We start from the raw sequence: 24,209 nt of genomic DNA on the forward strand, positions 1-24,209 counted from the left end.
GTTATTTAGATTCCTCTTCATTTTTTGCAGCTACTGTTAATGTTTCCTTCTCACTATCGTCCATAATTTCTTTTGTCGATTTTTTAAATTCAGCTAATGTCTTTCCGAAAGCTGAGCCAATTTCAGGTAGTTTTTTAGGTCCAAAGATAATTAAGGTGATGACAAGGATAATGATTAAACCTGGTATACCGATATTTGTTAACCCCATTGCAATTCAACCCCTTTCCTACTAGTTAGGCGAGCATGCCACCTTCTTTGCTATATTTGAGGATGCCTTCTGCCGCTCTGAATGCGAGTGCACCAACTGTTGCTGTTGGATTATAGCCCCCATTATGTGCAAAGGCAGATGCACCTACTACAAATACATTCTCAGCATCCCACATTTGCAGATAATTATTAACAGCAGATGTTTCTGGTTCAGCCCCCATAATGACACCACCAGTATTATGAGTTGTTTGATATGGCACAATATCATAACTTTCAAGATTCGAACGTTCGTTTACTTTATCTGCGCCCATCTCAAGCATAATTTGATCTGCAATTTTGCCGATATAGTTATAAAGCTCTCGATCTTGTTTGGTAAAGTCGTAAGTTAGGCGAAGCAATGGTAGACCATAAGCATCTTTATACGTCGGATCAAGATCCATAAAATTATGCTGTACAGGCATAGAAGCACCTTGAGTTCCAATATTGAGTGATCTTGTAAAATATTTAATTGATTGTGCCTTAAATTCAGCTCCCCAATTTGGTGTACCAGATGGAACGGTATTTGAGCCAATCGGTCGGTTACCTGATTGATTAATGGAGATAGAGCCGCCATGGATAAAGTTTAAATCCGAGTGATCAAAGTTATCCCCATTATAATCATCAATTGTTGCACCTAGTGCTCCTGCCCCCATAAAAGTGTTAAAGCGTTCTTCTTCAAAAAAGCCTGTAGAACCAGGGAGAATTTGATAACAATAGTTTTTGCCAATCACACCAGACCCGTTTTCAGGGTTATAGGCTTTGCCTATTTTTGAATGTAGAAGTAGTTTCGTATTATTCATGACATAGCTCGTAAGCACAACTGTATCAGCCGGTTGAATGAATTCTTCTTTCGTTAATACATCTACGAATTTCACACCGGTTGCTTTTCCACCTTCATGGATGATTTCAGTTACATTAGCAAAATTACGTATATCTACATTGCCTGTTTCCTTAGCAAAAGGAATGACAGCAACAGTTGGATCTGCCTTTGCACCGTATTCACAACCAAAGCGTTCACAAAATGCACAATATTGACAGTTAGCAATTTTCGCACCGTACATGTTCTCATATGGTTCACTTAAATTAGCTGAAGGCATATGATACGGATGCATACCTAATGAAGTTGTTGCATCTTTAAAGCGTTTGGTTAATGGTGTCTCTTTCATCGGTGGTGTCGGATATGGATTGGAACGTTCCGGTCCAAAGTGAGCTTCTTCACCACTAATCCCAGCGACTTTCTCATATTTATCAAAGTATGGTTCTAATTCGTCGTATGTAATGCCCCAATCCTGAATTTGTAATCCTTTGATTTTACTTTCACCGTATTTTTCAATTGTTTTTGATCGTATTTCAAAATCATAGGGCAAAAAGCGGAAGGATTGGCCGTTCCAGTGAACACCAGAACCACCAGAGCCTTCACCTAATAGGAAAGAACCAAGTTGACGCATCGGAAGGGCTCTTTCCTTTTGATTATTACGGAAAGTCAAACTTTCTTTTGATAAATCTTGCATTAATTCATAACGAATAGCATAACGAAGCTCATCGTGTACGACATAATAATCTTTCAAGCCTCTTTCTTTACCTCGTTCTAATCCAACAACCTTTAATCCTTCCTTACCAAGCTCGGCAGCAATAATGCTACCAGCCCAGCCCATACCGACGATGACGACATCGGTTTTAGGTAATTTTTCAGCCATTGTATATCCTCCTGTTTCATCCACTTATTTTGTATAAGAATGTAGGGCTTGTGGTTTAATTTCCATAAATTCTTCTGATTCAATTTTGTCGTAATAACTCATTTGATGGCCTGGATAGTTTTTCATTTTCCAGCCTTCCATATTGATATTTCCACCATAAGCAGGGTCAGCATATACGCCTTCAATCGTTGCTGCTCGAAGAATATTAAAGAAAGTTTTGGATGTTACTCCTTTGAGCTCAACTTCATCATTTTGGAAGGAAGTTAAGATAGCATCTTGTTCTTCTCCTTCTAAGTCAGGGAAATTCTTCTCGTGTTTTTCATTGGCTACTTTTTGCAGTGCCTTTATCCCGGTATCGAACACTTCATGCCTCTTAAGAGGGGATTGATAACCTTGGAAATTAGATCCTGGAAAGAAAGGTCCCTGCATATATTCACGAGCGTTGTTCCCCCAAGAACCAGCGAGCGAGTGATCAATATAATAGGCAACGCCCAATTCATCAGCACCTGGACCGTTATCATCGCTTGGGAAAATTCTTTCAGAAGCAGCCACTAGAACGGCAAACATTTCAGGGTTTGTAAAATAAAGAGGTGCTTGTAGATAGCTGGTTCCTTGATGTTCCCCTTGGGTATTTGTACTTTCTTGCTCATCATTCATATTGGCCCCAATGAGCCCACCGATAATTCCTCCACCGACAAGTCCACCTGCTACGTATCCAGAATTTCTAATAAAGCGCCTTCTTGACATTTTCTTTTCAGAGTGTTGTTCAGCCATTCGTAAAAAACCTCCTTTTTTTCGTATTATGTTTATAAAGTGTTCCAATTATCCAGATTTATTCATTTTTGGATATAAAAAAATGACAGAAAGTAATCTGTCATTGTGGTTTGTTATTTTCTATCTTTCAGTAAACCAATTAATCTAAGTAAGTTAAGGAAGAGATTAATAAAATCTAAATACAAATTTAAAGTATAAGTAGGGATTTGGCTTTTTTTGATACCATATTTTTTTAAACGATTAAAATCATATAGAATATAGCCACTGAATATAAGGACACCTATAAAAGAATAAATGAGTAATGAAGTGTCATCTAATGGCCAAAAGATTCGTAGGATGGCTATGATAATAAAGGCAAGTAATGCCACTGATAATATACCGCCTAAAAAACTAAAATCCTTCTTTGTAATAGTGGCATAACTGGCAATGAAAATAAAAATGATGGTTGTTGCTATGAGCGTCATTAGTATGGTTTGCATACCAATTGAAGACACATATTGATGTATAATTGGATAAATAGACAAACCAGATATGAAAGTAAATAAGAATAAGAAAAAGTAAGAAATGCCCTTTTTTCGTCTGAGAAAAAAAGCAATGATTAACATAATTACTTCAATAATTTTGATTGGGAGAAAATACTGGCTTGGAACAACTGTACCAAGGAAGACCCCAATAGTAGCAATAGCAAGAGAGACCATAAAAATAAAAATAACACGACGGAAATATTGTTTTTGAATAGATGATAGCATAGGATCACTTCTTTCTATATGGGCTGACTGTGTCTGATTGGTTATCTTTTTAAACTTGTTTCAGTTTTTGCTCTAATCTTATCATATTGTTTGCCTTAGGTAATTTTATTGACCCGTTTCAGCTTGAAACGAATCAAATATTTGTCTCTGGCGGTATTAATGCCTCGTTTCAGTTTGAAACGAATCAAATATTTGTCTATGGGGGTATTAATGCCTCGTTTCTACTTGAATCGAATCAAATATTTGTCTATGGGGGTATTAATGCCTCGTTTCAGCTTGAATCGAATCAAATATTTGTCCATGAGGGTATTAATGCCTCGTTTCAGCTTGAATTGAATCAAACTTTTGTCCATGGCGGTATTAATGCCTCGTTTCAGTTTGAAACGAATCAAATATTTGTCTATGGGGGTATTAATGCCTCGTTTCTACTTGAATCGAATCAAATATTTGTCTATGGGGGTATTAATGCCTCGTTTCAGCTTGAATCGAATCAAATATTTGTCCATGAGGGTATTAATGCCTCGTTTCAGCTTGAATTGAATCAAACTTTTGTCCATGGCGGTATTAATGCCTCGTTTCAGTTTGAAACGAATCAAACTTTTGTCCATGGCGGTATTAATGACTCATTTCAGCTTAAAACAAATCAAATTTTTGTCTCATGGCAGTATTAATGCCTCGTTTCGGTTTCACCCATGATTCAAACTCAACTAAAAACACAAAAAACACAGCAGCAAAAGCTCACTGTGTTTTAGATTTACCTATTATTCACCTGAAACGAATGGAAGTAAAGCGATATCGATTTGACCGTTATTACAAGTTTTGCCGTGGTTGCTACGGTTATGATCATATGTTGTTTAATCTGATTATTGTTGCCACCATATTGAATCGATTTACCTTGTGGGTCTCGGGCATGTCTTTATGCCCACTCATATAAATACATTCTAGTTTTTATTTAGGACTCATGATTTCTTTTGGTTATATCAAGTGAATTCTGCTGTTGTTTTTGCAACAAGTCACGAATTTCGATTAGTAATTCTTCTTTTGCATCTTTTTCTGGCGGTTCAGGTGTAGTTTCCTCTTCTTCTTTCTTCCGAATTCTTTTATTCATAAATTGGACAAAAAGGAAAATGGAAAAAGCGACAATTAAAAAGTCGAAAACGGTTTGAATAAATTGTCCATATAGGATAACGGATTCCCCAAATGGAGGGGAATAGGAGAGATTTGTGAAATCAACTCCACCGATAAAGATTCCAAGGATTGGCATAATTAGATCGTTCACTAGAGAAGTAACGATTTTTCCAAAAGCAGTCCCTATGATGACCCCGATTGCTAGATCTAACACATTTCCTTTCATAGCAAATTTCTTAAATTCTTGTAACATAGCAAAAATCCCTCCAAATCTTATGTTGAATTCGTTAAGAAACATTGTATATAAATATTTAAACATAGTAAACGGGAGAAATCAGGACATTAAGTTTACTTTACGATTATTTATTCTGTTTGTAGTATTGTTTCAGATTTGTTACAATTTAGAATGTCAATAATGAACTTTATGATAGCTTAAATAAAATTGACGACTAGTCTTTTATAAAAAATGACTTTACTTAGAATATAAGCACTTGGCAAGAGCCAAGTGATTTTTGTTGATAGGGAGATTTAAATGAAGAAATATTTATATATATTAATGTTAACTACCCTCATGTCTGGTTGCATGAATGAGTCAAAGGTGAATAAACAAGAAATGGAGCCAAGTTCAACTGTTGCTCATGAAGTGGATGAAGTAGAAAAACAACAGGTGGCAGTGCTTAAAGAAAATGCAATTTACGAAACAACAATGATGGATGGGGAAAAAAGCTATGAAGTATATATTTCCTCAAATCAAAATGATAGTAGTCAATATTCATTTTTTGTTGCGGAAGAGAATGGTAAAATGGCATATAGCCAAGAGCTTTCCTATGAAAAATTCAATAAAAATAATATCTATTCACTGAATACAAATAAACAATCTCTTATTATATTATCACTTGAAAAAAGTGAGGAAGTTTCGTCACTTCGTGTTATTTCAATCGACCAAGGAATATTGAAAGAGGTACCGATTGAAGGGGGAGAATTGCTTAACTTAACAGATAGAAAACTTAAATCCTTAAGTCAAAATATCCTCCAATCAGCCTATCCGGTTAATCAAAATGAGTCAATTTTTCTCAGCTGGGAATTACAAACAGATCCATTAGTCCTTTCACTTCATGATGAAGCAACAGTAACTGAAGATTCTGGTGCTTATCAAACATTATTAGATTTGTCTTGGATAGATATTTGGAGCGAGACAGAAGAAGTGTTTTATCCTTATGAAAATATTGAGTTGACTAAAGAAGTGATTGAAAGAGCGAAAATGGGCATACCTATGGGTGGCCCTTATCCGATTGGTACGAACATCGAAGACATTAAAAAATCTAATCCTTATTTTATTCAAGAGGGAATCCTTCATGGACAACAGTATTTAATGTATCCAGAAACAATCTATTTCTATAACCGAGAAGATGGAGCTGTATCTACTGTTGGCATCCCTGGGGAAAGATTACAATCTTCATTAGAAGATCTCAAGAAGTTATTAGGAAATCCAGTTAGACAAGAAGAGGAGAACGGGGTAATCTATTCTGAGTTTCTTGCAGATAAATATGTCATTAAAACTTATTCGAATGAATCAGGGGATATTAAGCAACTCTCTTTAAGCAAGCAGTAAAAACGCTATATTTCGATCAATAGGTAGGCTGTGAAAATTTTAAAAATAAGATAGTAGCAGCCTATTTGTGCTGCCTAAATCCAAAAGGTCAAAGAGTGATGAGCGCTTCACCATAGTCTGAATCACAAACAGCAGTGTCCCATCAGAAGGAAAGAAAAGCCATAAAGTATGATTCGCAAAAACCCAGAATGCAAAGCGTGTAATCAAAATCTAAAAGATAATGCCCCAAAAAAATTCACGAAAGTAGACCCAAACGATATCGTTCGGGTCCGATTGTTAATTCATTATTAAAATGCCCAGTCGCCTTTACGGAATACAGGCTCAGTTACACCATTTTCAAGGATACCGTCAATATCCATTTCAGCGGATCCGACCATAAAGTCAACATGGGTGATACTCTCGTTTAATCCGTTTGTTTCTAGCTCTTCACTATTCATTTTTTTGCCACCTTCTACACAGAAGGCATAGGCGCTGCCGATAGCGAGGTGATTCGATGCATTTTCATCAAATAATGTATTATAGAAAAGCAGGTTTGACTGAGAAATCGGTGATTGAAATGGTACAAGCGCAACTTCACCAAGATAATGAGAACCTTCATCTGTCTCAACTAGTTGTTTTAGTATAGCTTCGCCTTCCTCCGCTTTACAATCAACTATTCTTCCATCTTTAAAGGTAATCGAGAAGCGGTCAATAATGTTACCACCATAACTAAGTGGCTTGGTGCTTCGGACAGTGCCATTTACACCATATTTATGTGGCACTGTGAACACTTCCTCTGTTGGCATGTTTGCCATGAATTCATGACCGTTTTCATTCACGCTTCCAGCACCAACCCATAAATGTTTTTCAGGTAATTCAATGGTCAAATCTGTTCCTGGTGCGGTGTAATGTAATTTTTTATAACGTTTTGCGTTTAAGTATTCTACTTTTTCATGCAATGTTTGATCATGATCTTTCCATGCTTGGATCGGATCATCTAAATCAGTTCGTGTTGCTTTAAAAATAGCATCCCATAGTAAGTTGACGCGTTCCTCTTCTTTTGCGTCAGGGAACACCATATTGGCCCAAGCTTGAGAAGGTGCGGAAATTACTGTCCAGCTTACTTTATCTGTTTGCACAGCTTTACGATATTTTGCTAAAGCTTGACCTGATGCTTTTTGGAATGTGCTGATTTTCTCAGGATCAATTCCTTTCAGCAAGTCAGGGCTAGAAGAGACAATCGCGATAAAAGCTGCCCCATTTTCTGCTAATTCCTCCGTTTCACGCGCACGCCATTTCGGATACTCTTTAAAGGAATCAATCGGTGCTAATTCATACTTAGTACGAGAAACAATATCATCATTCCAGTTCACAATAACTTGATCGGCACCCGCTTCATAAGCATTTTTTACAATTTTTCGAACCAGTTGGGCAGAATCAATAGAAGTATTGATGACTAATGATTGGCCTTTTTGAATATTGACCCCCACTTTAACGGCTAATTCTGCATATTTCTCGAGCTTTTCTTCAAAAGTACTCATACTATGTACACTCCCTTTGTCAAAAACTTCTTACTTATTGTAACTTTTCTATAGGAAAAAAGAAACTTTTTATCTTCATGACAAAATAGAGGGAAGAACTGCACGATTTAAGCGTTTAAAACATAAGCAAGAGGTTGTTCAATATAAACAAAAAAACTGCCAAAACAGCAAGATGCTTACTGAATTGACAGTGTGGTGGTTATTCTTTATCTTCCATTGCTTGTTTTAATAAATCACCAAGGCTCGTACCGAATTGATCATTGTTGGCAGAGTATTTCTGAACAAGCTTTCTTTCTTCCCGTTTATTGACTTTTTGTTTCTTATCAGTCGCTTTTTCAACCACATTACATTTACGACATTGGAAGTAGGTGCCGGCTTTTCCGTTGTGAATTTCCATCTTCTTATGGCATTGAGGACAACGACGATTAGATAGCTTCGGATCTTTTCTTTTCCTGAAATTACAATCAAGACTCGAACAAACGAGGACTTTCCCCTCTTTCGTATTCCGTTCTTTCAAGAAGGAGCCACATTCAGGACATTTCGATCCGGTTAAGTTATGGGCGCGGTAAGATTTATCACTTTTCTTTACTTCGGATACAATTTGCTTCGTTTGTTGTCTAATTTTCTTTAAAAAGTCATCGCGCTTTGCTTTACCATGTGCGATTGCTTCAAGCTCTTTTTCCCATTTAGCTGTTAATGCTGGAGATGTTAATTCGTCATTTACAAGCTCCATTAACTGCTTTCCTTTTTGAGTGGAATGGAAGCGCCCGTTTTGTCTTTCCACTACTTCTGAGGAGATAAGTCTTTCGATAATTTCGGCACGTGTTGCAGGTGTGCCTAAACCGAATTTCTCCATCCCTTGTAATAAATCGGCTTCACTTAAGCGAGCGGGGGGTTCAGTTAATTTTTTATCCATTTCAACTGCATGAACTTGCAGTTGTTTACCTTGTTGTAATTGATTCAACGCTGTCTTTGAACTTTGTTCATTCGTAGATGAATGAAGCGTTTTAAACCCTAAGTCAATGATATGGGTTTCTTTAGCTACGAACGTCTCACCAGCTATATCTAATTTAAATTGTACACTCTCATATTGATATGGCGGATAAAATAAAGCAAGGAATCGCTTCGTAATGAGATCAAATAATTTTTTCTCATCTGTTGATAAATCACTAAGATGTACTCTTTGTTCTGTTGGTATGATGGCGTGATGATCCGTCACTTTACTATTATTAAATACCTTTTTGGCTAGTACCTTACCCTTTTTCGCTAGCAAAGGTTTTACTTCTGTACTATAAGCACCTGCAATTGCCTCTAATCTTTCTACCATTGTACTTTCCATATCGCTTGTTAAATAACGAGAGTCTGTCCGTGGGTACGTTACGATTTTATGTTGCTCGTATAATTTTTGCAGCACAGATGATGTTTTTTTAGCTGAGAAGCCAAATTTTTTATTGGCATCACGTTGTAGCTCAGTTAAATCATATGGAAGTGGTTGTGATTCACTTCTTTCTTTACGCGTAATCGATTGTACTGTTGCTTTGACTTTTGCTGTTTGTTTCTTAATCGATTCTGCTTTATCACTATTAAAGATTCGCTTCTCACCATTGTTTTCCCATTCTGTTTGTAATCCACCCACTTTTGCATGAATCAACCAATATTCTTGTGGGATGAATTTCTGGATTTGTTTCTCGCGATCCATTATAAGAGAAAGCGTGGGGGTTTGGACTCTACCAGCAGAAAGTGGTTCTTGATATTTCGTTGTTAATGCACGTGAAATATTTAATCCAATGAGCCAATCGGCTTCAGCTCTGCAAACAGCAGAATCATATAAATTTAAAAAGTCTTTCCCCGGTTTAAGGTTCTTAAATCCTTGTTGTATTGCTCGATCAGTGACAGATGAGATCCAGAGGCGGTGGATTGGCTTTTTCCATTTAATCTTCTCTAAAATCCATCTAGCAACTAACTCGCCTTCGCGTCCAGCATCGGTGGCGATAATAAAGTCTCCTACATCATTTCGCTTGGAAAGATGCTCGACCGTTTTAAATTGATGACTTGTTTGCTTCATTACCTTAATGCCCATTTTTTCAGGAATAATAGGCAGGTCTTCTAGTTTCCATTGTTTGTATTTGCTATCGTAATGTTCGGGCATCTTGAGTTCTATTAAATGGCCAAGCGCCCAAGTAACAATATAATGCTTACCTTCAATATAGTTTTTATGTGACTGATTACACCCTAATACTCTGGCTATTTCTCTGCCGACACTTGGTTTTTCGGCTAATACTAATGATTTCATAATTGCTCCCTTCCTAAAAAAACAATCTCCTAAACTAAAGGGTCGTAATTATTATAGCGGAAAATGAAATGAATTTATATGGGGGTCTAGTGCTTTATCTTGATAACATGGTAACTAGGTAAAATATGGTAAAAAATCAATTGACATGATAAGTACTGCTTTATAATATAGATGTAAGACAGATTAAATAGGTGAAGTATCATGCGCGTAAATAATAATGAAATCATTTCAATAAAGACCCGAGTATCATTTCAGTGATACTCGGGTCTTTTCTTTATTTTGCTACAGTGATAAGGAGGTAATAAGATGATTGAATTAACAGGGGAACAACTTACGATAGAGCAAGTGAGGGCGGTAGTCTTTCAAGGTGAAGAAGTTAAGATAGCCCGTATTAGTATAGATAATATAGAAAGAAGTCATATGGCTGTAAAGAGAATGGTTGCGGAAGGAAAAACGGTATATGGCATTACGACCGGTTTCGGGAAGTTTAGTGATGTCCATATTGATCGCAAACATGTAGAGGAGTTGCAGATCCATTTAATACGCTCTCATGCCTGTGGCGTGGGTGAGGAATTCCCAGAGGAAGTTTCTCGGGCAATGTTATTGTTAAGGGCAAATGCGCTCATAAAAGGCTATTCAGGTGTTCGTCTATCATTAATCAATCGATTGGTGACTTATCTAAACCGTGGTATTCATCCCGTGGTTCCTCAGCAAGGGTCCTTAGGGGCAAGTGGTGATTTAGCTCCGCTATCCCATTTAGCATTAACACTAGTTGGAGAAGGTGAAGTATTTTTCAAAGGACAAAAACGAAAGAGTGCAGAAGTGCTACAGACATGTGATATCACTCCGCTGACTTTAGAAGCAAAAGAAGGTCTAGCGCTAATTAACGGGACACAAGCTATGACCGCCCAAGGAGTAATCGCCTATATTGAAGCGGAAAACTTAGCTTATGAAAGTGAAAAGGTCGCGGCAATCTCGGTAGAAGCTTTAAATGGAATTATCGATGCATTTGATCATAAAGTGCATGAAGCCCGTGGCTATCCTGAGCAAATCGCAACAGCAAAAAGGATGAGGTCATACTTAAATGGTAGTAAGTTAACTACTGTTCAAGGAGAGATAAGAGTCCAGGATGCCTACTCTATAAGATGTATACCGCAAGTTCACGGCGCTACTTGGCAAGCCCTTAACTATGTGAAAGAAAAGCTCGAAATTGAAATAAATGCTGCAACAGATAATCCTTTAATCTTTAATGATGGAGAAAAGGTAATTTCAGGCGGGAACTTTCATGGTCAACCAATTGCGTTAGCTATGGATTTTTTGAAAATTGCCGTGGCAGAGTTAGCGAATATATCTGAAAGAAGAATAGAAAGGTTAGTTAATCCACAACTCAATCAATTGCCCGCTTTTCTTAGCCCAGAACCAGGGTTGCAATCAGGTGCTATGATTATGCAATATTGTGCAGCTTCACTCGTGTCCGAAAACAAGACACTGGCTCATCCTGCTAGTGTTGATTCAATTCCTTCTTCAGCTAATCAAGAGGATCATGTAAGTATGGGAACGATTGCTGCAAGGCATGCTTATCAAATCATAAAAAATGTAAATAAAGTGATTGCAATTGAATTGATTTGTGCGATGCAAGCGGTAGAATTTAAAGGAATAGATAAGATGGCTAATCATACCCGCTCACTATATGAACAAGGTCGAACAATTGTACCAACGATAAAACAGGATCGTATTTTTTCTACCGATATCGAAAAGTGCACGGAGTGGCTTAAAAATAAAGCTTATGCTTAACGTTGTTCAATAAAAAAGGCTGTAAGCCAGTTTGAAGGTTACAGCCTCATGCCTATATTAACGGTTTTCTCTTTGTTCAATGCGATTTTTAAAAGCTTCTTGAACGACTAAAAACTCCTCGTCTTCTTGCGCTTCAGTTGATTTTTCTTTTTGATATTGTTCAGTAAAAGCCCCTGGATGCTGTTTGTTCTTATGGTTAAAATGTTTACCTCTTGACATTTAGTGAATCGCTCCTTTCCATTTTATATTTCCCTTCATTCGCTAGGGATATGTAAAAGCATGCAGTATAATAAGTTAAGATGAGGTGTTCATAATGGATTTATTTTCAATTTTAGCGGAAGAGAAAATTAAACAAGCACAAAGACAGGGAGAATTTGCTCATTTAAAAGGTCGTGGTAAGCCGTTACCGAAAGACGAACTAAATGGAGTACCAGAATCTCTAAGAATGTCTTATAAAATAATGAAAAATGCAGGGTACACAACAAAGGAAATCGATCTTAAGAAAGAGATGCTAACAATCGAACAATTAATTGCTAGTTGTGAGAATGAAGAAAAAGAAGGAGAGTTAAAAAAAGAGCTAAATGAAAAGAGATTAAAGTTTCAAGCGTTATTGTCAGAAAGAAAAGTGGAAACAAACGCGCAAATCTTCAAAAATTATGAGCAGAAAATCGAGAACAAGCTTTTTAGATAACCATACAGAAATGATGTTTTTCAATCATTTTTGTGTGGTTTTTTTGTGTATATATTTACAAAAAAACAAAAAGGAAAAAATACCTTGTTAAGATACTTCATTTACGTAGAAATATGTCGAAATAAAACAAAGAAACCAGTATTTGATAAAAAAGTAATGAGTAAAAAGTTTTAAGTAAGTATTTTTTGAAGTAGGTGTGATAAGGATGGATAAAACAACTTGGATAGGTGTCATATTAGGAATTATTGCTGTTGTGCTAGGTATGATTTTAAAAGGAGTAGGAATAGGGGTATTAGTTAACCCAGCTGCCGTTATGATCATTATCGTTGGGACAGTAGCGTCTGTTTTAATCGCTTTCCCAGTCTCTGAAGTAAAAAGAATACCTAAAATATTAAGCGTAATATTCAAAGAAAGAGAGACGTTACAGATGTCTCAAATCATTAATCAATTTGCTGATTGGGCTCAGCTAGCGCGTAAAGAGGGGTTGTTATCATTAGAAGTAAGAATAAATGAAATCAATGATCCCTTTTTGAAGAATGGTTTATCACTTGCGGTGGATGGACAGAGCGCTGATTATATTAGAGATGTATTAAATGAAGAAATTGATGCAATGGAAGAGCGCCATCAATCAGCAGCGCAAATATTTTCACAAGCTGGCACATATGCCCCCTCTCTAGGTGTATTAGGGGCCGTCATTGGATTAATTGCCGCATTAGGAAATATGAGCGATATTAACGCATTAGGTGAAGCAATAAGCGCCGCATTTGTGGCAACGATGTTAGGGATCTTTACAGGATATGTATTATGGCATCCTTTCGCAAATAAGCTAAAGAGGAAGTCTAAAATAGAGGCAAAACATAAGAGGATGATGATAGAGGGAATTTTATCTATTTTGGAGGGAGAATCCCCACGTGTAATTGAGCAAAAATTATCTTCCTACTTACCAGGAAAAGAAAGAAAAGAATTTTTAGAAGAAGGAAGCATGGAATCATGACTAGAAGGAAGAAGAAGAGTCACGAAGATGAGCATGTGGATGAATCCTGGTTACTGCCTTATGCGGATTTACTTACATTATTAGTTGCTTTATTTATCGTCTTATTTGCTTCTAGTGCAATCGATGTTCAAAAGTTTCAAAAAATGTCCACTGCGTTTAATGAGGTTTTTTCAGGGGGGAATGGTGTTATTGATTTTCCAAGTCCAATGCCAGAAGGAAGCACGGCCCCTATAAAAAAAGAAAGTGTGTCAGCTAGTCAACTGTCTGGTCTTTCTGATGAGGAACAAGACACAGAAGAACTTAAAAAGTTAAAGGCCAAAGTTGATCACTTTATTATTAGTAATGATATTACTGATAAATTTGAAACAGAGCTTACGACTGAAGGACTTCTTGTAACGATTCGAGATAATGTATTATTCTCTTCAGGTAGTGCAGAAGTTAGAGAAAGAGATATAAACACAGCAGAAGAAATCTCTGATCTACTTATTATGAATCCTCCAAGGAATATTATTATTAGTGGGCATACGGATAATATACCGATACGGAACGCTCATTTTGAATCAAACTGGGAACTTAGTGTAATGAGAGCTGTCAATTTTATGAAAGTCCTTTTACGTAATCCGGAACTTAATCCTGAATGGTTTAGTGCCAAAGGATTTGGTGAATATAAACCTAAAGAATCGAATGACACGGCAAAGGGAAGAGAAAGAAATCGTAGAGTAGAAATTTTAATACTTCCTAGGGAATTGACACAAAACAGATAAACTTCAAAAAAGTTTATCTGTTTTTTTTATGAAAAATACATGAGACTTATTATAATTTGCAGAAATATCAAACTATTGTTTATAATATAGACAAATGTTTGAGGAGGGGAGTCAGTGAATGAAAAAGAGCAACAGATTTTAGATTTTATAAAAGAAAATCCGTATATTTCACAGTCTGAGTTAGCAGAGAGCTTAAATATTTCTCGTTCTACCGTAGCAGGTTATATTTCCTCTCTCTCAAAAAATGGTTATATCTCAGGTAGGGCTTATATTTTGCCAAAGCAAGATCCTATTTTATGTGTAGGAGCTGCCAATATTGATAGAAAATTGCATGCAGACGATCGATTGGATGAAGGAACATCCAATCCTGTAAAGACTGAACAAACAGGAGGTGGAGTGGCAAGGAATATTGCGGAGAATTTGGCTAGACTTGAAATGTCCGTTTCATTACTGGCTGCTATTGGTGAAGATCATGAAGGCATGTGGTTGTTAGATCGTCTTAAGCCATTAGTAGATACAACACCGTCGATTATTATACCTACTTGCCGAACAGGAACGTATACAGCAGTTTTAGATAAAGAGGGGGAAATGAAAATAGCATTATCCGATATGGGAATTAACGATATCCTCGATGTGGAAATAATTGAATCACGATGGAGGTATTTCACTTCGGCTAGTATGGTTGTTCTAGATACGAATTTCCCAAATGTTATTTTGACAAGAGTAATTGAAAAATGTAAACAATTCAATACACCGTTAAGTATAACAACAGTATCTACATCGAAAATTAAAAGACTTCCTGATCAACTACTAGGCGTCAGCTTCCTTATTGCGAATAAAGATGAGGCAAGTTTGCTCTCGGGAGTGAAACTTACAAGTGAAGGAGATTACTTTAAAGCATGTGAAATGATTTTAGCAAAAGGTGTACAAAGAGTGGTGATAACGAGAGGAGAAAATGGGCTTGTTTTTGCAACACAAGATGGAGAGGCAGGAGCTATTATGCCCCCTTATGTTCATGTCGTTGATGTTACAGGTGCTGGAGATGCATTAGCAGCAGGAATTATTTATGCACATCAAAAAGGGATGCATATAGAAGATGCATGTAAAATAGGAATGATCTGTGCGAGTGTAACGCTTACAAGTAAAGAAACAGTTCATCCACAATTAAATCCAAAGAGACTACAACAAGCCTTTAAAGAATATTTTTAAAAGGAGTTGTTACAAATGAGAAAAGATTGGTTAGATTACTCTGATGAGGTGATAGAAGCAAAGAAACAGTTAAAGCCAATTGTCGCACTCGAATCAACGATTATCTCACACGGTATGCCGTACCCTCAAAATGTACATACTGCCAAAGAAGTTGAAATGATCATCAGACAGAATGGGGCAATACCAGCAACTATTGCTATTATAAACGGAAGAATTAAGATTGGCTTATCAGACGAAGAACTTGAACTGCTTGCAACGAACGAATCAATAATGAAAGTTAGTAGAAGAGATCTCCCCTATGTTATTGCATCGAAAAAGCATGGAGCGACGACTGTTGCTGCCACGATGATTTGTGCAGAATTAGCAGGTATTGAAGTATTTGTAACAGGAGGGATCGGGGGTGTGCACAGAGGGGCGTGTGAAACAATGGATATTTCGGCCGATTTGCAAGAATTAGCAAAGACAAATGTTGCTGTCGTTTGTGCCGGTGCTAAATCGATTCTAGATATTAAATTAACAGCCGAATATTTAGAAACACATGGTGTCCCAATCATCGGTTACCGTACAGAAAAGATACCTGCTTTTTATACGAGAAAGAGCCCATATGATGTCAATATTCGTGTTGATGAGATAAAAGAGATTGCTGAAATAATGAAAGTAAAATGGGGTTTAGGTCTAAATGGGGGGCTAGTTATTGCCAATCCCATACCAGAAGCGCATGCTATGAAAGAACAGGAAATGAATGAGCTGATTGATCAAGCTCTTGTTCATGCAGAAGAACAAGGTATCACAGGAAAAGAAATCACACCATTTCTCCTATGTATGATTAAAGAATTAACAGGTGGTAAAAGTTTGGCTGCCAATATTGCATTAGTTAAGCATAATGCAGAGATTGGGGCAAAGCTTGCAATGCAATTATAATTTATATACTAACCGAACATCAATAAGCTTCTATTTTAACGAAGACTTGAATGTTGCCTCAGGTAATCAATAGTTTGAACTAAAATCCCAATTTATCCCTATATCTTACAATTTTCGTAATACGCTTGTCGTTTTTTGGTTGAAAATGAAGAAAAAAATTAGCAGATTTTAGAATGAACAAGTAGTAAAATGTAAATATCTACAATAATCTGAAAATAATTTAAAATTATTTTCACAAAATAGATATAAATGAAACGATGCTTCAAGTCTAAAGGGGGATTAATTTGGAAAGGTCTTTAGTGATAGAAATATTAGATGAAGAATGGCTTGCCCTTATTAAAGAAGCAAAACAATTAGGTTTAAATAAAGATGAGGTGAGAGTTTTTCTTCAAGCTAAAGAAGAGGACTAACATTATTTCTGACCAAATTTCTACCATTGTTCATTAAACGACTAAAGGTAAGATATTTATGAAGAATAAAAAAACCTTCGATAATCACCAAGATTATCGAAGGATGATTAATAACTCGTATTTTTCTTTACACATTAATGCGTATGCTTGTCCTATTTATTCCTAGTTTTCCACTTATTAAAGTCGAGAAACTCCCGAAATTCTTCTTTTGAAACCCCAGATTCCATCGCTTCTTTAACTATATTTATCCAATCAGTATCTAATTCTTCTTTATTAATTTGATCATGGATAAGGTGATCAACAGGTACATTGAGTACAGCTGCGATTTTTTCGAGGAATTGAATGGAAGGGTTCGTTTGTAAATTTCTCTCCAATGAGCTTAAGTAGGATTTTGCTACTCCTGCTTGATCCGCAAGCTCTGATAAAGACATTTTTTTCTCTTGTCTTAATGCTTTGACTCGATTTCCAATCATTTACGTTCACCCTATCTATCTTTGTTGTTAACAGTATCATAACAAAAAAAGAGAATTCAACCGCTTATGTCCGTAAATTGTAATCGCTTAGTCTTTTAATTGTAATAAAAAATTTTAAATCATTACATAACGAAGCTTTTGATAAGGAGACTGTATAAACTGAATAGATTGAATTCTTAACTTTCTAAAAGAATTTTAACAGAAAATAATTATCAAGTATAGTTGTAGAAATTGTTTTCCTTGTAGATTTATTAACATACATAGATGTTTTAAGGGAAGACTTTCAGGGAACGGACATAATATAACCAACAATATAAATCATAAAGGAGAGATAGTAAATGAGTAAAAAAATTGCTTGTCTAATTACCGATATGTTTGAGGACTCTGAATATACAGAGCCAGCAAAAAGTTATAAAGAAGCAGGACACGAAATGATAACAATTGAATCAGAAGCAGGGAAAGTGGTTAAAGGAAAACAAGGAAATGATCAAGTGACAATTGATAAAAGTATTGATGAGGTAAATCCGAATGAGTTTGATGCTCTCTTTATTCCTGGTGGATTTTCTCCAGATATATTAAGAGCAGATGATCGTTTTGTTGAATTCACGAAAAAAATGATGGATGCGAAAAAGCCTGTTTTTGCAATTTGTCATGGACCACAATTATTAATTTCTGCTAAAACATTAGAAGGTAGAGGCGCAACAGGCTATAAATCGATTCATGTAGATATGGAATATGCAGGAGCTAAACTTCAGGATAAAGAAGTAGTTGTCTGTCAGGATCAACTTGTGACGAGTCGCACACCAGATGATATTCCTGCCTTTACAAGAGAGTCTTTAAAATTACTCGGATAACTTCTGAGAAGCAAACGTTGCATGATTTTTGTAAAACTTTTCATTCAGCGCTAATATTAATAAGTAGAGTATAATAACTTTTAATATAACAGTGACTGAAAGAAGGTTTTGCTATTGATCGTGTTGAAATCACCTAGAGAGATTGAAAAGATGCATGAAGCAGGTAAGGTACTTGCTGAATGTCATAAAGAGATTGCCATGAGAATTAAACCGGGTATAACCACATGGGAAATTGAAGAATTTGTCGATGCCTATCTGAAGAAAAGAGGAGCTACACCTGAGCAAAAGGGCTATCGAGGATATGAATATGCTACCTGTGCTAGCATTAATGATGAAATTTGTCATGGTTTCCCTAGAAAAGAACCGTTAAAATCAGGTGACATTGTTACGATTGATATGGTAGTCAATTATAATGGTGCCCTTGCAGATTCAGCTTGGACGTATGGTGTTGGAGAAGTGGATGAAAAGGTGTCTACCTTATTAGATGTCACGAAGGAATCATTATATAAAGGAATAGAGCAAGTGAAGATAGGCAATCGCATTGGTGATATTGGTTATGCGATTCAACAATTTGTTGAAGAGAAAGGATTCTCAGTAGTAAGAGAATTTATTGGCCATGGTATAGGGGCGAGCATTCATGAAAAGCCAGATGTCCCTCATTTTGGCCTTCCACATAAAGGGCCAAGAATAAAGGAAGGTATGGTTTTTACTATTGAACCAATGGTCAATACTGGGATGCATCATATGAAGATGGATCAAAATGGCTGGACTGCGCGGACTGTTGATGGTGGTCTATCAGCTCAATATGAACATACAATTGCTGTCGGTAAAGATGGTATTAAGATTTTAACTGAACAATAAAACTAAAAGCAGCTGCATGATTTGCAGCTGCTTATAATAAGCAATTATTTATTCTTGCGCAAGTTTCCTAATTCTTCAGCGATTGCTTGCATTTCATTTGGACTGAAATGATTCTTTTTCATAACTAAATCGTAAATATCTTTTAGTTCTTCGTACATTTCTTCGTCAAAATGAGAAGATTTAATGGCGCCGATGTTTAATACTTTTAGTTTTTCTTTAATTTTTTCGATCATAAAATCGACATTCTCAGTTGATTTCTGTGATAAATTCACTTAAGTTCCTCCCCCATATACATCAGTAGTATAATCTTTCCATGGTTAAAGTGAAAAGTCAACCATGGATAGATGTAAAACTTGCATGTTTTTATAGAAAAAAAGAAAATAAAGTGTAGGTAGATTAAAAATAAGTAAAGGAGCGAAATAAATGGGAAAATCATTGTTTTGGAAAGGTGTTGTCCTTGGAGCGCTAGCGGGCGGTGCGCTTACGATGCTAGACCGTGATACAAGAGAAAACGCAAAATCAAAATGCAGAGAAACGACAGAAAGTGCAAAATATTACATAAAAAATCCAGATGAAGCCGTTCAACAAGTGAAGGGTGTTTCTTTAAAAGTTAGAACAGCAGCCCAGCAGATCGGTGAAGATGTGGCTTTCTTAACGGCCACAATAGAGGATATTAAAACTAAAGCAATAGAAACAAGAGAAGCCATAAATGATCCTAAAAGCGAAGTAGAGGTTTCAGAAGCGACGTTAGAAGGGAATGTAAAGAGTAATTAACAAGGTTTGGGGGATCGCTGATGAAACAAGTCACTACTTTTGGAAAGGAGTTATGGGAGCAAATAGATAAGGATGATGTTTTTGGCGTAGCTGCACAATTGGCCTACTTCTTTCTTCTATCACTTTTTCCATTATTAATTGTTTTAATATCATTGCTGCCATATTTTCCAATTACTCAAGAGGATATTTTTGCTATCGTTAGGGATTTCGCACCTAAAGAAATTATGTCATTATTAGAAGACAATTTGAGTGCTGTCTCAACGAAAAATGGCACCCTGTTATCAATTGGTATTATCGGTACATTGTGGTCCGCTTCCGCCGCGATTAATGGCATTATGAGGGCTTTTAATAAGGCATATGATGTTGTTGAAAGTCGATCATTTATTGTTGCAAGAGGTGTTGCAATACTTTTGACTATTTCTATGATTTTCGTATTCTTAGTTGCCTTATTATTGCCTGTGTTTGGTAAACAAATTGGGCTATTTATCTTTGATGTATTTGGATTGACTGAACAATTTTTGAGCATTTGGAATGCGCTTAGGTGGCTGGTGAGCCCGCTTGTAATCTTTATTATCTTTAGTGGATTGTACTGGTTTGCCCCTAATAAGAGGTTAACCAATGTGACAGTTATACCAGGATCACTTTTTGCTACAATTGGCTGGATTCTTTCTTCCTATGCGTTTTCATATTATGTTAGTAATTTTGGAAATTACTCAGCAACATATGGCAGTATTGGCGGCATCATTATTTTAATGATTTGGTTTTATTTAACTGGCATTATTATTATGATTGGTGGAGAAATCAACGCATTGTTAAATAAATACAGTAAAGCTAAGAACACTTAGTAAAAGTTACCTGATTGTATGGTGCATGAAAATGGACAACCTAAGGTTAAGGAGGGTGAGTACATTGACTGCAAATAAAGATGGTAACACAAAACAAAAAGGTAAAAATAAACCTAAACAAAAAACATCTGGTTCTGCTAATAAGCAAAACGGCTATCATTAAAGTAAAGAAGCAGCTATCCATTCAAACATTGAATAGCTGCTTCTTTTAGTCCTTCAACAGTCTTAAGCTATTTAATATCACTAAAATGGTTGATCCTTCATGACCGATTACACCATAAGGAAGATCTAATATCTGTAGAAAATTGGAGCAAATTAACAGCATAATAACGGATATTGAGAAAACAATATTTTGTTTAATAATCGTGTTCATACGTTTGGAAAGGGAAATTGCATGAGCGATTTTAGGAAGGTCGTTTTTCATTAAAACAATATCAGCTGTTTCTAATGCAACATCTGTTCCTTCTCCCATAGCAATTCCGACATTTGCAGTTGCAAGTGCAGGCGCATCGTTAATTCCATCCCCAACCATTGCTACTTGTTGATACTGATTTCTTAATTCCTTTACATGATCGACTTTCTTTTCTGGCAAACATTCTGCAATAAAGTCTTCTACATTTGCTTCAGTAGAAATGGCTTGTGCGGTTGATTGGCTATCTCCTGTTAACATAATAGTATAAATCCCTTGATCATTTAATTGTTTAACCGCAGTCTTTGTTTCTTGCCGAACTTGATCCTTTAATGCAATTAATCCACAAACCTCATGATCGCGTTCAAATAATACAATCGTTTTACCATTAGATGCTAATGTTTCTTGTTGTTCTTTTAATTCTGGCGCAAGTTCGTTATTGTTCAAAATAAATGATGGTTTACCAATTTTCCAAGTGACACCGTTCATCACAGCTTTAATGCCCCATCCTGGTACATCTTCGATTGATTCGGGCTCTAGAAGGGGAGAGCTTTGTTCTTCTTTTGTATACGTGACGATGGCAGTTGCAAGTGGATGGTTGGCATGGTTTTCAATTGATCCAACGATGCGCAAATAGTCATCACGATGCTGAGTGTGTAGTGTAATAAAATCTGTTACTTCTGGACGTCCTTTAGTTAAAGTACCTGTTTTATCAAAGGCAATGGCTTTAATATGGCCTAAATTCTCTAAGTGCACCCCACCTTTAAATAAAATTCCTTGTCTTGCGCCATTTGAAATCGCAGACAATGTAGCCGGCATAATAGAGGCGACCAGGGCACAAGGTGAGGCCACTACTAGGAGAATCATGGCACGATAAAATGTTTCGTTCCAACTCCATCCCAGTAAGAAGTGTGGGAGAAATAGCATAAGTGCCACGGTCAGTAGTACAATTTTTACATATTTCCCTTCGAAATTCTCTATAAATAACTGACTAGGGGATTTTTCACTTTGCGCTGATTGGACAAGCTGAATGATCTTTTGAAAAAGAGTTTCATCAGCTTTCTTAGTAATTTCTACCTTAATGGCTCCATTCATATTGACTGTGCCGGCATACACTTCTGCAGATAACCCTTTTGTTACAGGAATCGATTCGCCAGTAATTGTTGCTTCATCTATCGTTGTTTGTCCGTAAACGATGATTCCATCAGATGGAACGCGTTCTCCTGGTTTAACTAGAATCTTATCACCAATTTCTAATGTAGAAACGTGAACAACTTCTTCTCTATCCTCATGAATTAATAAAGCTTCTTCAGGTTGCAATTCCATTAGGCTAGATATTTCTTTTTTACTTTTATTCATCGTATATGTTTCTAGTGCGCCACTCATAGCAAAGATAAAAATAAGTATGGCACCTTCAATCCAATAACCAATAATTGCAGAGCCGATTGCGGCAAAAATCATTAGCATCTCTACATTTAATTCTTTATTAGCAATTGTTTCTTCAATACCTTCTTTCGCCTTAGCAAATCCTCCGATAATAAAAGATAAGATAAAGATGGTAATAGAAGTAGTTTCATACCCGCCTTTACTCAGTAACCAACCGATAAGAATAAAAACACCTGACGTTATCGCGGCTATAAGCTCGATATGTGGCAGTAATTTTTCGAATAATTGACTAGATGATTGCGGGTGTTTTTGCACAAGGACATTTTCTTCCATATTTCATTTCCTCCATTCTATTGAGAAGAATAATCAACATCATTACCCTTAAAAACGACGAAAGCTGCCACCATATAGGTGACAGCAGAAAAATTGCCTTAATTGAAATATTTAATTGTTTTAATTTTACATTATATTGTCATTTTTGAAAAGGGATATCGTCTATATTATAGTGTTTTTTTTAGCAAAAATTAACTGTGAATGGAAGGCTTACTCATCTTATGGCGACCAAAATAAGCAATAATTGTAAAATTGATGAGCATCATCACACTAATAACAGCAAAAAAGCTAAGTGATTGAGTATATTGAATAAATAAACCACCTATGTATGGTCCAATAAGACTTCCTAAGCTAAAGGCAACACCACAAAGAAGATTCCCAGTAGGTAAAAGCTGAGTGGGGGTGAGATCTGTCATATAACTAATCCCCAATGAAAAAGTACTTCCAACTGCCATACCTGCTAAAAACAGTAGCAACATAAGTATGTTTACATTCTGTTCGAATATCGCAGCAGAAGAGAAAAGAATAAAACCACTCAATAAAATAATCATTAAAATATTTCTTCTCCCAAAGCGATCACTTAACATCCCTAAAGGCAACTGAAAAATAATTGCTCCCACTGCAAATGAAGTAAGCAATAACGAAACCGATGAGACTTCAATTCCCATGCGCACGGCATAAACGGGAAAGCTACCATTTATTGACGATTCTAAGAACCCGTAACTAAATGGTGGAATAAAGGCAATCCAAGCATAAGTAGATACATCGTAAAAGCGATGGAAAGTACTTTTTAGTGATTGAACAGCAATGGTTTGCTGTGGTTGCTCATTATCGAGAAAGAACACAAACCCCCAAGCAATAAAACACAAGAGAGAAGAAATTATAAATGGAAGAGATTCGCTTATATGAACGAATGGTGTCATAAGTGGTCCGACAGCAAACCCTATACCAAAGAATAATCCATAGATTGAAATATTTCTCCCCCTATTGCGTTCAGGAGAAAATGAAGTAATCCAAGTTTGCGTTGAAAAATGGAGGGCGTGGTCGCCAATTCCAATCAATAATCTTAAAATAAACCAAAACCAAAAACTTTTCCATAATGGAAATAATAAGAGGGAAGTAGCTACAAGAAGTCCCCCGATAATAATGACTGGTTTATAACCATATTTTCTTAGCGGATACTCCATGAAAGGAGAAATAAGTAAAATACCAATATATAAACCTGCTGCATTTAAGCCATTTAAACTTGAAGATACACCATCACCTTCAAAAATAATAGCGATTAGCGGTAATAGCATCCCTTGACTAAACCCTGATATCGCAACAATGAATACTAATATCCAAAACCTTACTCTTAGTTTTTTGTCCATAAAATAGCTCCAATAATTGAAAATAATAAATCTTCTACCACAATAGATATTATATGTGGAAGAAGAAATTGACAAGAGAATAATCATAATCTTTTCATAACA

At 36.2% G+C, this 24,209-nt stretch carries 25 protein-coding genes; 13 read left to right on the top strand and 12 right to left on the bottom strand.

Going from position 1 to position 24,209, the window contains the following annotated elements; genetic code table 11:
- Position 1 precedes the first annotated feature (1 nt).
- From tatA to MHH73_RS06055, 4 genes are all read right to left on the bottom strand, one after another.
- The gene (gene tatA / locus MHH73_RS06040; protein WP_191815812.1) at positions 2 to 208 is read right to left on the bottom strand and encodes a twin-arginine translocase TatA/TatE family subunit; all 207 of its coding nucleotides are present in this window, start codon (positions 206 to 208) and stop codon (positions 2 to 4) included.
- A gap of 25 nt (positions 209 to 233) precedes the next feature.
- Positions 234 to 1,943, bottom strand: coding sequence for a GMC family oxidoreductase (locus tag MHH73_RS06045; RefSeq protein WP_191815814.1), 1,710 nt, complete (start codon positions 1,941 to 1,943; stop codon positions 234 to 236).
- A 24-nt stretch (positions 1,944 to 1,967) separates the two neighbouring features.
- Entirely contained in the window at positions 1,968 to 2,717 is a 750-nt protein-coding gene (locus MHH73_RS06050; RefSeq protein ID WP_191815816.1) for a gluconate 2-dehydrogenase subunit 3 family protein, read from the bottom strand.
- Between the two features lie 113 nt (positions 2,718 to 2,830).
- Positions 2,831 to 3,466 (bottom strand): Bax inhibitor-1/YccA family protein, encoded by a 636-nt coding sequence (locus MHH73_RS06055; RefSeq protein ID WP_191815818.1) that lies wholly within the window; start codon positions 3,464 to 3,466, stop codon positions 2,831 to 2,833.
- An 86-nt stretch (positions 3,467 to 3,552) separates the two neighbouring features.
- On the opposite strand from MHH73_RS06055, the gene MHH73_RS06060 reads away from it, so the two are divergent.
- Positions 3,553 to 4,137, top strand: coding sequence for a hypothetical protein (locus tag MHH73_RS06060; RefSeq protein ID WP_341065553.1), 585 nt, complete (start codon positions 3,553 to 3,555; stop codon positions 4,135 to 4,137).
- 281 nt (positions 4,138 to 4,418) lie between these two features.
- Here the strand turns inward: MHH73_RS06060 and mscL are convergent, their stop codons facing one another.
- Positions 4,419 to 4,847 carry a large conductance mechanosensitive channel protein MscL gene (mscL, locus tag MHH73_RS06065; RefSeq protein ID WP_191815822.1) on the bottom strand — a complete coding sequence of 143 codons (429 nt, stop codon included), beginning with the start codon at positions 4,845 to 4,847 and terminating at the stop codon, positions 4,419 to 4,421.
- A 279-nt stretch (positions 4,848 to 5,126) separates the two neighbouring features.
- On the opposite strand from mscL, the gene MHH73_RS06070 reads away from it, so the two are divergent.
- Complete coding sequence (locus MHH73_RS06070) at positions 5,127 to 6,206, top strand: hypothetical protein (protein ID WP_341065554.1); 1,080 nt, start codon at positions 5,127 to 5,129, stop codon at positions 6,204 to 6,206.
- Positions 6,207 to 6,493: 287 nt separating this feature from the next.
- On the opposite strand, the gene MHH73_RS06075 is transcribed toward MHH73_RS06070, so the two are convergent.
- Together MHH73_RS06075 and MHH73_RS06080 are read right to left on the bottom strand one after the other, a co-directional pair.
- On the bottom strand, positions 6,494 to 7,726 hold the full coding sequence (locus tag MHH73_RS06075; RefSeq protein WP_191815826.1) for an aminopeptidase: 1,233 nt from the start codon (positions 7,724 to 7,726) through the stop codon (positions 6,494 to 6,496).
- A 199-nt stretch (positions 7,727 to 7,925) separates the two neighbouring features.
- On the bottom strand, positions 7,926 to 10,019 hold the full coding sequence (locus MHH73_RS06080) for a DNA topoisomerase III (RefSeq protein WP_341065557.1): 2,094 nt from the start codon (positions 10,017 to 10,019) through the stop codon (positions 7,926 to 7,928).
- A gap of 306 nt (positions 10,020 to 10,325) precedes the next feature.
- Between MHH73_RS06080 and hutH the strand changes: the two genes are divergently transcribed.
- Complete coding sequence (gene hutH, locus MHH73_RS06085; protein ID WP_341065560.1) at positions 10,326 to 11,813, top strand: histidine ammonia-lyase; 1,488 nt, start codon at positions 10,326 to 10,328, stop codon at positions 11,811 to 11,813.
- 57 nt (positions 11,814 to 11,870) lie between these two features.
- Here hutH and MHH73_RS06090 read toward each other — a convergent pair whose 3' ends face one another.
- Positions 11,871 to 12,032, bottom strand: coding sequence for a hypothetical protein (locus MHH73_RS06090; RefSeq protein ID WP_191815850.1), 162 nt, complete (start codon positions 12,030 to 12,032; stop codon positions 11,871 to 11,873).
- Positions 12,033 to 12,126: 94 nt separating this feature from the next.
- On the opposite strand from MHH73_RS06090, the gene MHH73_RS06095 reads away from it, so the two are divergent.
- From MHH73_RS06095 to MHH73_RS06120, 6 genes are all read left to right on the top strand, one after another.
- A complete protein-coding gene (locus MHH73_RS06095; protein ID WP_191815851.1) occupies positions 12,127 to 12,504 on the top strand; it encodes a DnaJ family domain-containing protein in 378 nt (125 codons plus the stop codon).
- 205 nt (positions 12,505 to 12,709) lie between these two features.
- Positions 12,710 to 13,498 (top strand): flagellar motor stator protein MotA, encoded by a 789-nt coding sequence (gene motA, locus MHH73_RS06100; protein ID WP_191815852.1) that lies wholly within the window; start codon positions 12,710 to 12,712, stop codon positions 13,496 to 13,498.
- Positions 13,495 to 14,262 (top strand): flagellar motor protein MotB, encoded by a 768-nt coding sequence (motB, locus tag MHH73_RS06105; RefSeq protein ID WP_191815853.1) that lies wholly within the window; start codon positions 13,495 to 13,497, stop codon positions 14,260 to 14,262. Before motA ends, motB begins: the two co-directional genes overlap by 4 nt.
- Positions 14,263 to 14,376: 114 nt before the next feature.
- On the top strand, positions 14,377 to 15,471 hold the full coding sequence (locus MHH73_RS06110) for a carbohydrate kinase (RefSeq protein ID WP_191815854.1): 1,095 nt from the start codon (positions 14,377 to 14,379) through the stop codon (positions 15,469 to 15,471).
- A gap of 15 nt (positions 15,472 to 15,486) precedes the next feature.
- Positions 15,487 to 16,392, top strand: a complete 906-nt coding sequence (locus MHH73_RS06115; RefSeq protein ID WP_341065564.1) for a pseudouridine-5'-phosphate glycosidase — start codon at positions 15,487 to 15,489, stop codon at positions 16,390 to 16,392.
- 284 nt (positions 16,393 to 16,676) lie between these two features.
- Positions 16,677 to 16,802 (top strand): anti-repressor SinI family protein, encoded by a 126-nt coding sequence (locus MHH73_RS06120; protein WP_225230685.1) that lies wholly within the window; start codon positions 16,677 to 16,679, stop codon positions 16,800 to 16,802.
- A gap of 152 nt (positions 16,803 to 16,954) precedes the next feature.
- Here the strand turns inward: MHH73_RS06120 and MHH73_RS06125 are convergent, their stop codons facing one another.
- Positions 16,955 to 17,275 carry a helix-turn-helix domain-containing protein gene (locus tag MHH73_RS06125; protein ID WP_095370084.1) on the bottom strand — a complete coding sequence of 107 codons (321 nt, stop codon included), beginning with the start codon at positions 17,273 to 17,275 and terminating at the stop codon, positions 16,955 to 16,957.
- A gap of 338 nt (positions 17,276 to 17,613) precedes the next feature.
- Here MHH73_RS06125 and MHH73_RS06130 point away from each other — a divergent pair, with 338 nt between their 5' ends.
- Entirely contained in the window at positions 17,614 to 18,129 is a 516-nt protein-coding gene (locus MHH73_RS06130) for a type 1 glutamine amidotransferase domain-containing protein (RefSeq protein WP_191815856.1), read from the top strand.
- A 114-nt stretch (positions 18,130 to 18,243) separates the two neighbouring features.
- Positions 18,244 to 18,990 (top strand): type I methionyl aminopeptidase, encoded by a 747-nt coding sequence (gene map / locus MHH73_RS06135; RefSeq protein WP_191815857.1) that lies wholly within the window; start codon positions 18,244 to 18,246, stop codon positions 18,988 to 18,990.
- A gap of 44 nt (positions 18,991 to 19,034) precedes the next feature.
- Here the strand turns inward: map and MHH73_RS06140 are convergent, their stop codons facing one another.
- Entirely contained in the window at positions 19,035 to 19,262 is a 228-nt protein-coding gene (locus MHH73_RS06140) for a DUF1128 domain-containing protein (RefSeq protein WP_191815858.1), read from the bottom strand.
- A 151-nt stretch (positions 19,263 to 19,413) separates the two neighbouring features.
- Here MHH73_RS06140 and MHH73_RS06145 point away from each other — a divergent pair, with 151 nt between their 5' ends.
- A complete protein-coding gene (locus tag MHH73_RS06145; protein ID WP_191815859.1) occupies positions 19,414 to 19,764 on the top strand; it encodes a YtxH domain-containing protein in 351 nt (116 codons plus the stop codon).
- 20 nt (positions 19,765 to 19,784) lie between these two features.
- Positions 19,785 to 20,609 carry a YihY/virulence factor BrkB family protein gene (locus tag MHH73_RS06150; RefSeq protein WP_341065567.1) on the top strand — a complete coding sequence of 275 codons (825 nt, stop codon included), beginning with the start codon at positions 19,785 to 19,787 and terminating at the stop codon, positions 20,607 to 20,609.
- 208 nt (positions 20,610 to 20,817) lie between these two features.
- Here MHH73_RS06150 and MHH73_RS06155 read toward each other — a convergent pair whose 3' ends face one another.
- Positions 20,818 to 22,737 (bottom strand): heavy metal translocating P-type ATPase, encoded by a 1,920-nt coding sequence (locus tag MHH73_RS06155; protein ID WP_341065569.1) that lies wholly within the window; start codon positions 22,735 to 22,737, stop codon positions 20,818 to 20,820.
- Positions 22,738 to 22,928: 191 nt separating this feature from the next.
- The gene (locus tag MHH73_RS06160; protein WP_341065571.1) at positions 22,929 to 24,107 is read right to left on the bottom strand and encodes an MFS transporter; all 1,179 of its coding nucleotides are present in this window, start codon (positions 24,105 to 24,107) and stop codon (positions 22,929 to 22,931) included.
- Between the last annotated feature and the right edge of the window lie 102 nt (positions 24,108 to 24,209).

The sequence above is a fragment of the Cytobacillus sp. FSL K6-0265 genome, from assembly GCF_038003465.1.
GTDB classification, from domain to species: Bacteria; Bacillota; Bacilli; order Bacillales; family Cytobacillaceae; genus Cytobacillus; species Cytobacillus stercorigallinarum.

Excerpts from the sequence above, each read along its gene's own strand:
- MHH73_RS06070 (WP_341065554.1), top strand. The coding sequence starts at position 5,127 with ATGAAGAAATATTTATATATATTAATGTTAACTACCCTCATGTCTGGT.
- MHH73_RS06160 (WP_341065571.1), bottom strand. The coding sequence starts at position 24,107 with ATGGACAAAAAACTAAGAGTAAGGTTTTGGATATTAGTATTCATTGTT.
- MHH73_RS06125 (WP_095370084.1), bottom strand. The coding sequence starts at position 17,275 with ATGATTGGAAATCGAGTCAAAGCATTAAGACAAGAGAAAAAAATGTCT.
- MHH73_RS06080 (WP_341065557.1), bottom strand. The coding sequence starts at position 10,019 with ATGAAATCATTAGTATTAGCCGAAAAACCAAGTGTCGGCAGAGAAATA.
- MHH73_RS06050 (WP_191815816.1), bottom strand. The coding sequence starts at position 2,717 with ATGGCTGAACAACACTCTGAAAAGAAAATGTCAAGAAGGCGCTTTATT.
- hutH (WP_341065560.1), top strand. The coding sequence starts at position 10,326 with ATGATTGAATTAACAGGGGAACAACTTACGATAGAGCAAGTGAGGGCG.
- MHH73_RS06155 (WP_341065569.1), bottom strand. The coding sequence starts at position 22,737 with ATGGAAGAAAATGTCCTTGTGCAAAAACACCCGCAATCATCTAGTCAA.
- mscL (WP_191815822.1), bottom strand. The coding sequence starts at position 4,847 with ATGTTACAAGAATTTAAGAAATTTGCTATGAAAGGAAATGTGTTAGAT.
- tatA (WP_191815812.1), bottom strand. The coding sequence starts at position 208 with ATGGGGTTAACAAATATCGGTATACCAGGTTTAATCATTATCCTTGTC.
- MHH73_RS06095 (WP_191815851.1), top strand. The coding sequence starts at position 12,127 with ATGGATTTATTTTCAATTTTAGCGGAAGAGAAAATTAAACAAGCACAA.
- motB (WP_191815853.1), top strand. The coding sequence starts at position 13,495 with ATGACTAGAAGGAAGAAGAAGAGTCACGAAGATGAGCATGTGGATGAA.
- MHH73_RS06145 (WP_191815859.1), top strand. The coding sequence starts at position 19,414 with ATGGGAAAATCATTGTTTTGGAAAGGTGTTGTCCTTGGAGCGCTAGCG.
- MHH73_RS06090 (WP_191815850.1), bottom strand. The coding sequence starts at position 12,032 with ATGTCAAGAGGTAAACATTTTAACCATAAGAACAAACAGCATCCAGGG.
- motA (WP_191815852.1), top strand. The coding sequence starts at position 12,710 with ATGGATAAAACAACTTGGATAGGTGTCATATTAGGAATTATTGCTGTT.
- MHH73_RS06055 (WP_191815818.1), bottom strand. The coding sequence starts at position 3,466 with ATGCTATCATCTATTCAAAAACAATATTTCCGTCGTGTTATTTTTATT.
- MHH73_RS06045 (WP_191815814.1), bottom strand. The coding sequence starts at position 1,943 with ATGGCTGAAAAATTACCTAAAACCGATGTCGTCATCGTCGGTATGGGC.
- MHH73_RS06150 (WP_341065567.1), top strand. The coding sequence starts at position 19,785 with ATGAAACAAGTCACTACTTTTGGAAAGGAGTTATGGGAGCAAATAGAT.
- MHH73_RS06115 (WP_341065564.1), top strand. The coding sequence starts at position 15,487 with ATGAGAAAAGATTGGTTAGATTACTCTGATGAGGTGATAGAAGCAAAG.
- MHH73_RS06075 (WP_191815826.1), bottom strand. The coding sequence starts at position 7,726 with ATGAGTACTTTTGAAGAAAAGCTCGAGAAATATGCAGAATTAGCCGTT.
- MHH73_RS06130 (WP_191815856.1), top strand. The coding sequence starts at position 17,614 with ATGAGTAAAAAAATTGCTTGTCTAATTACCGATATGTTTGAGGACTCT.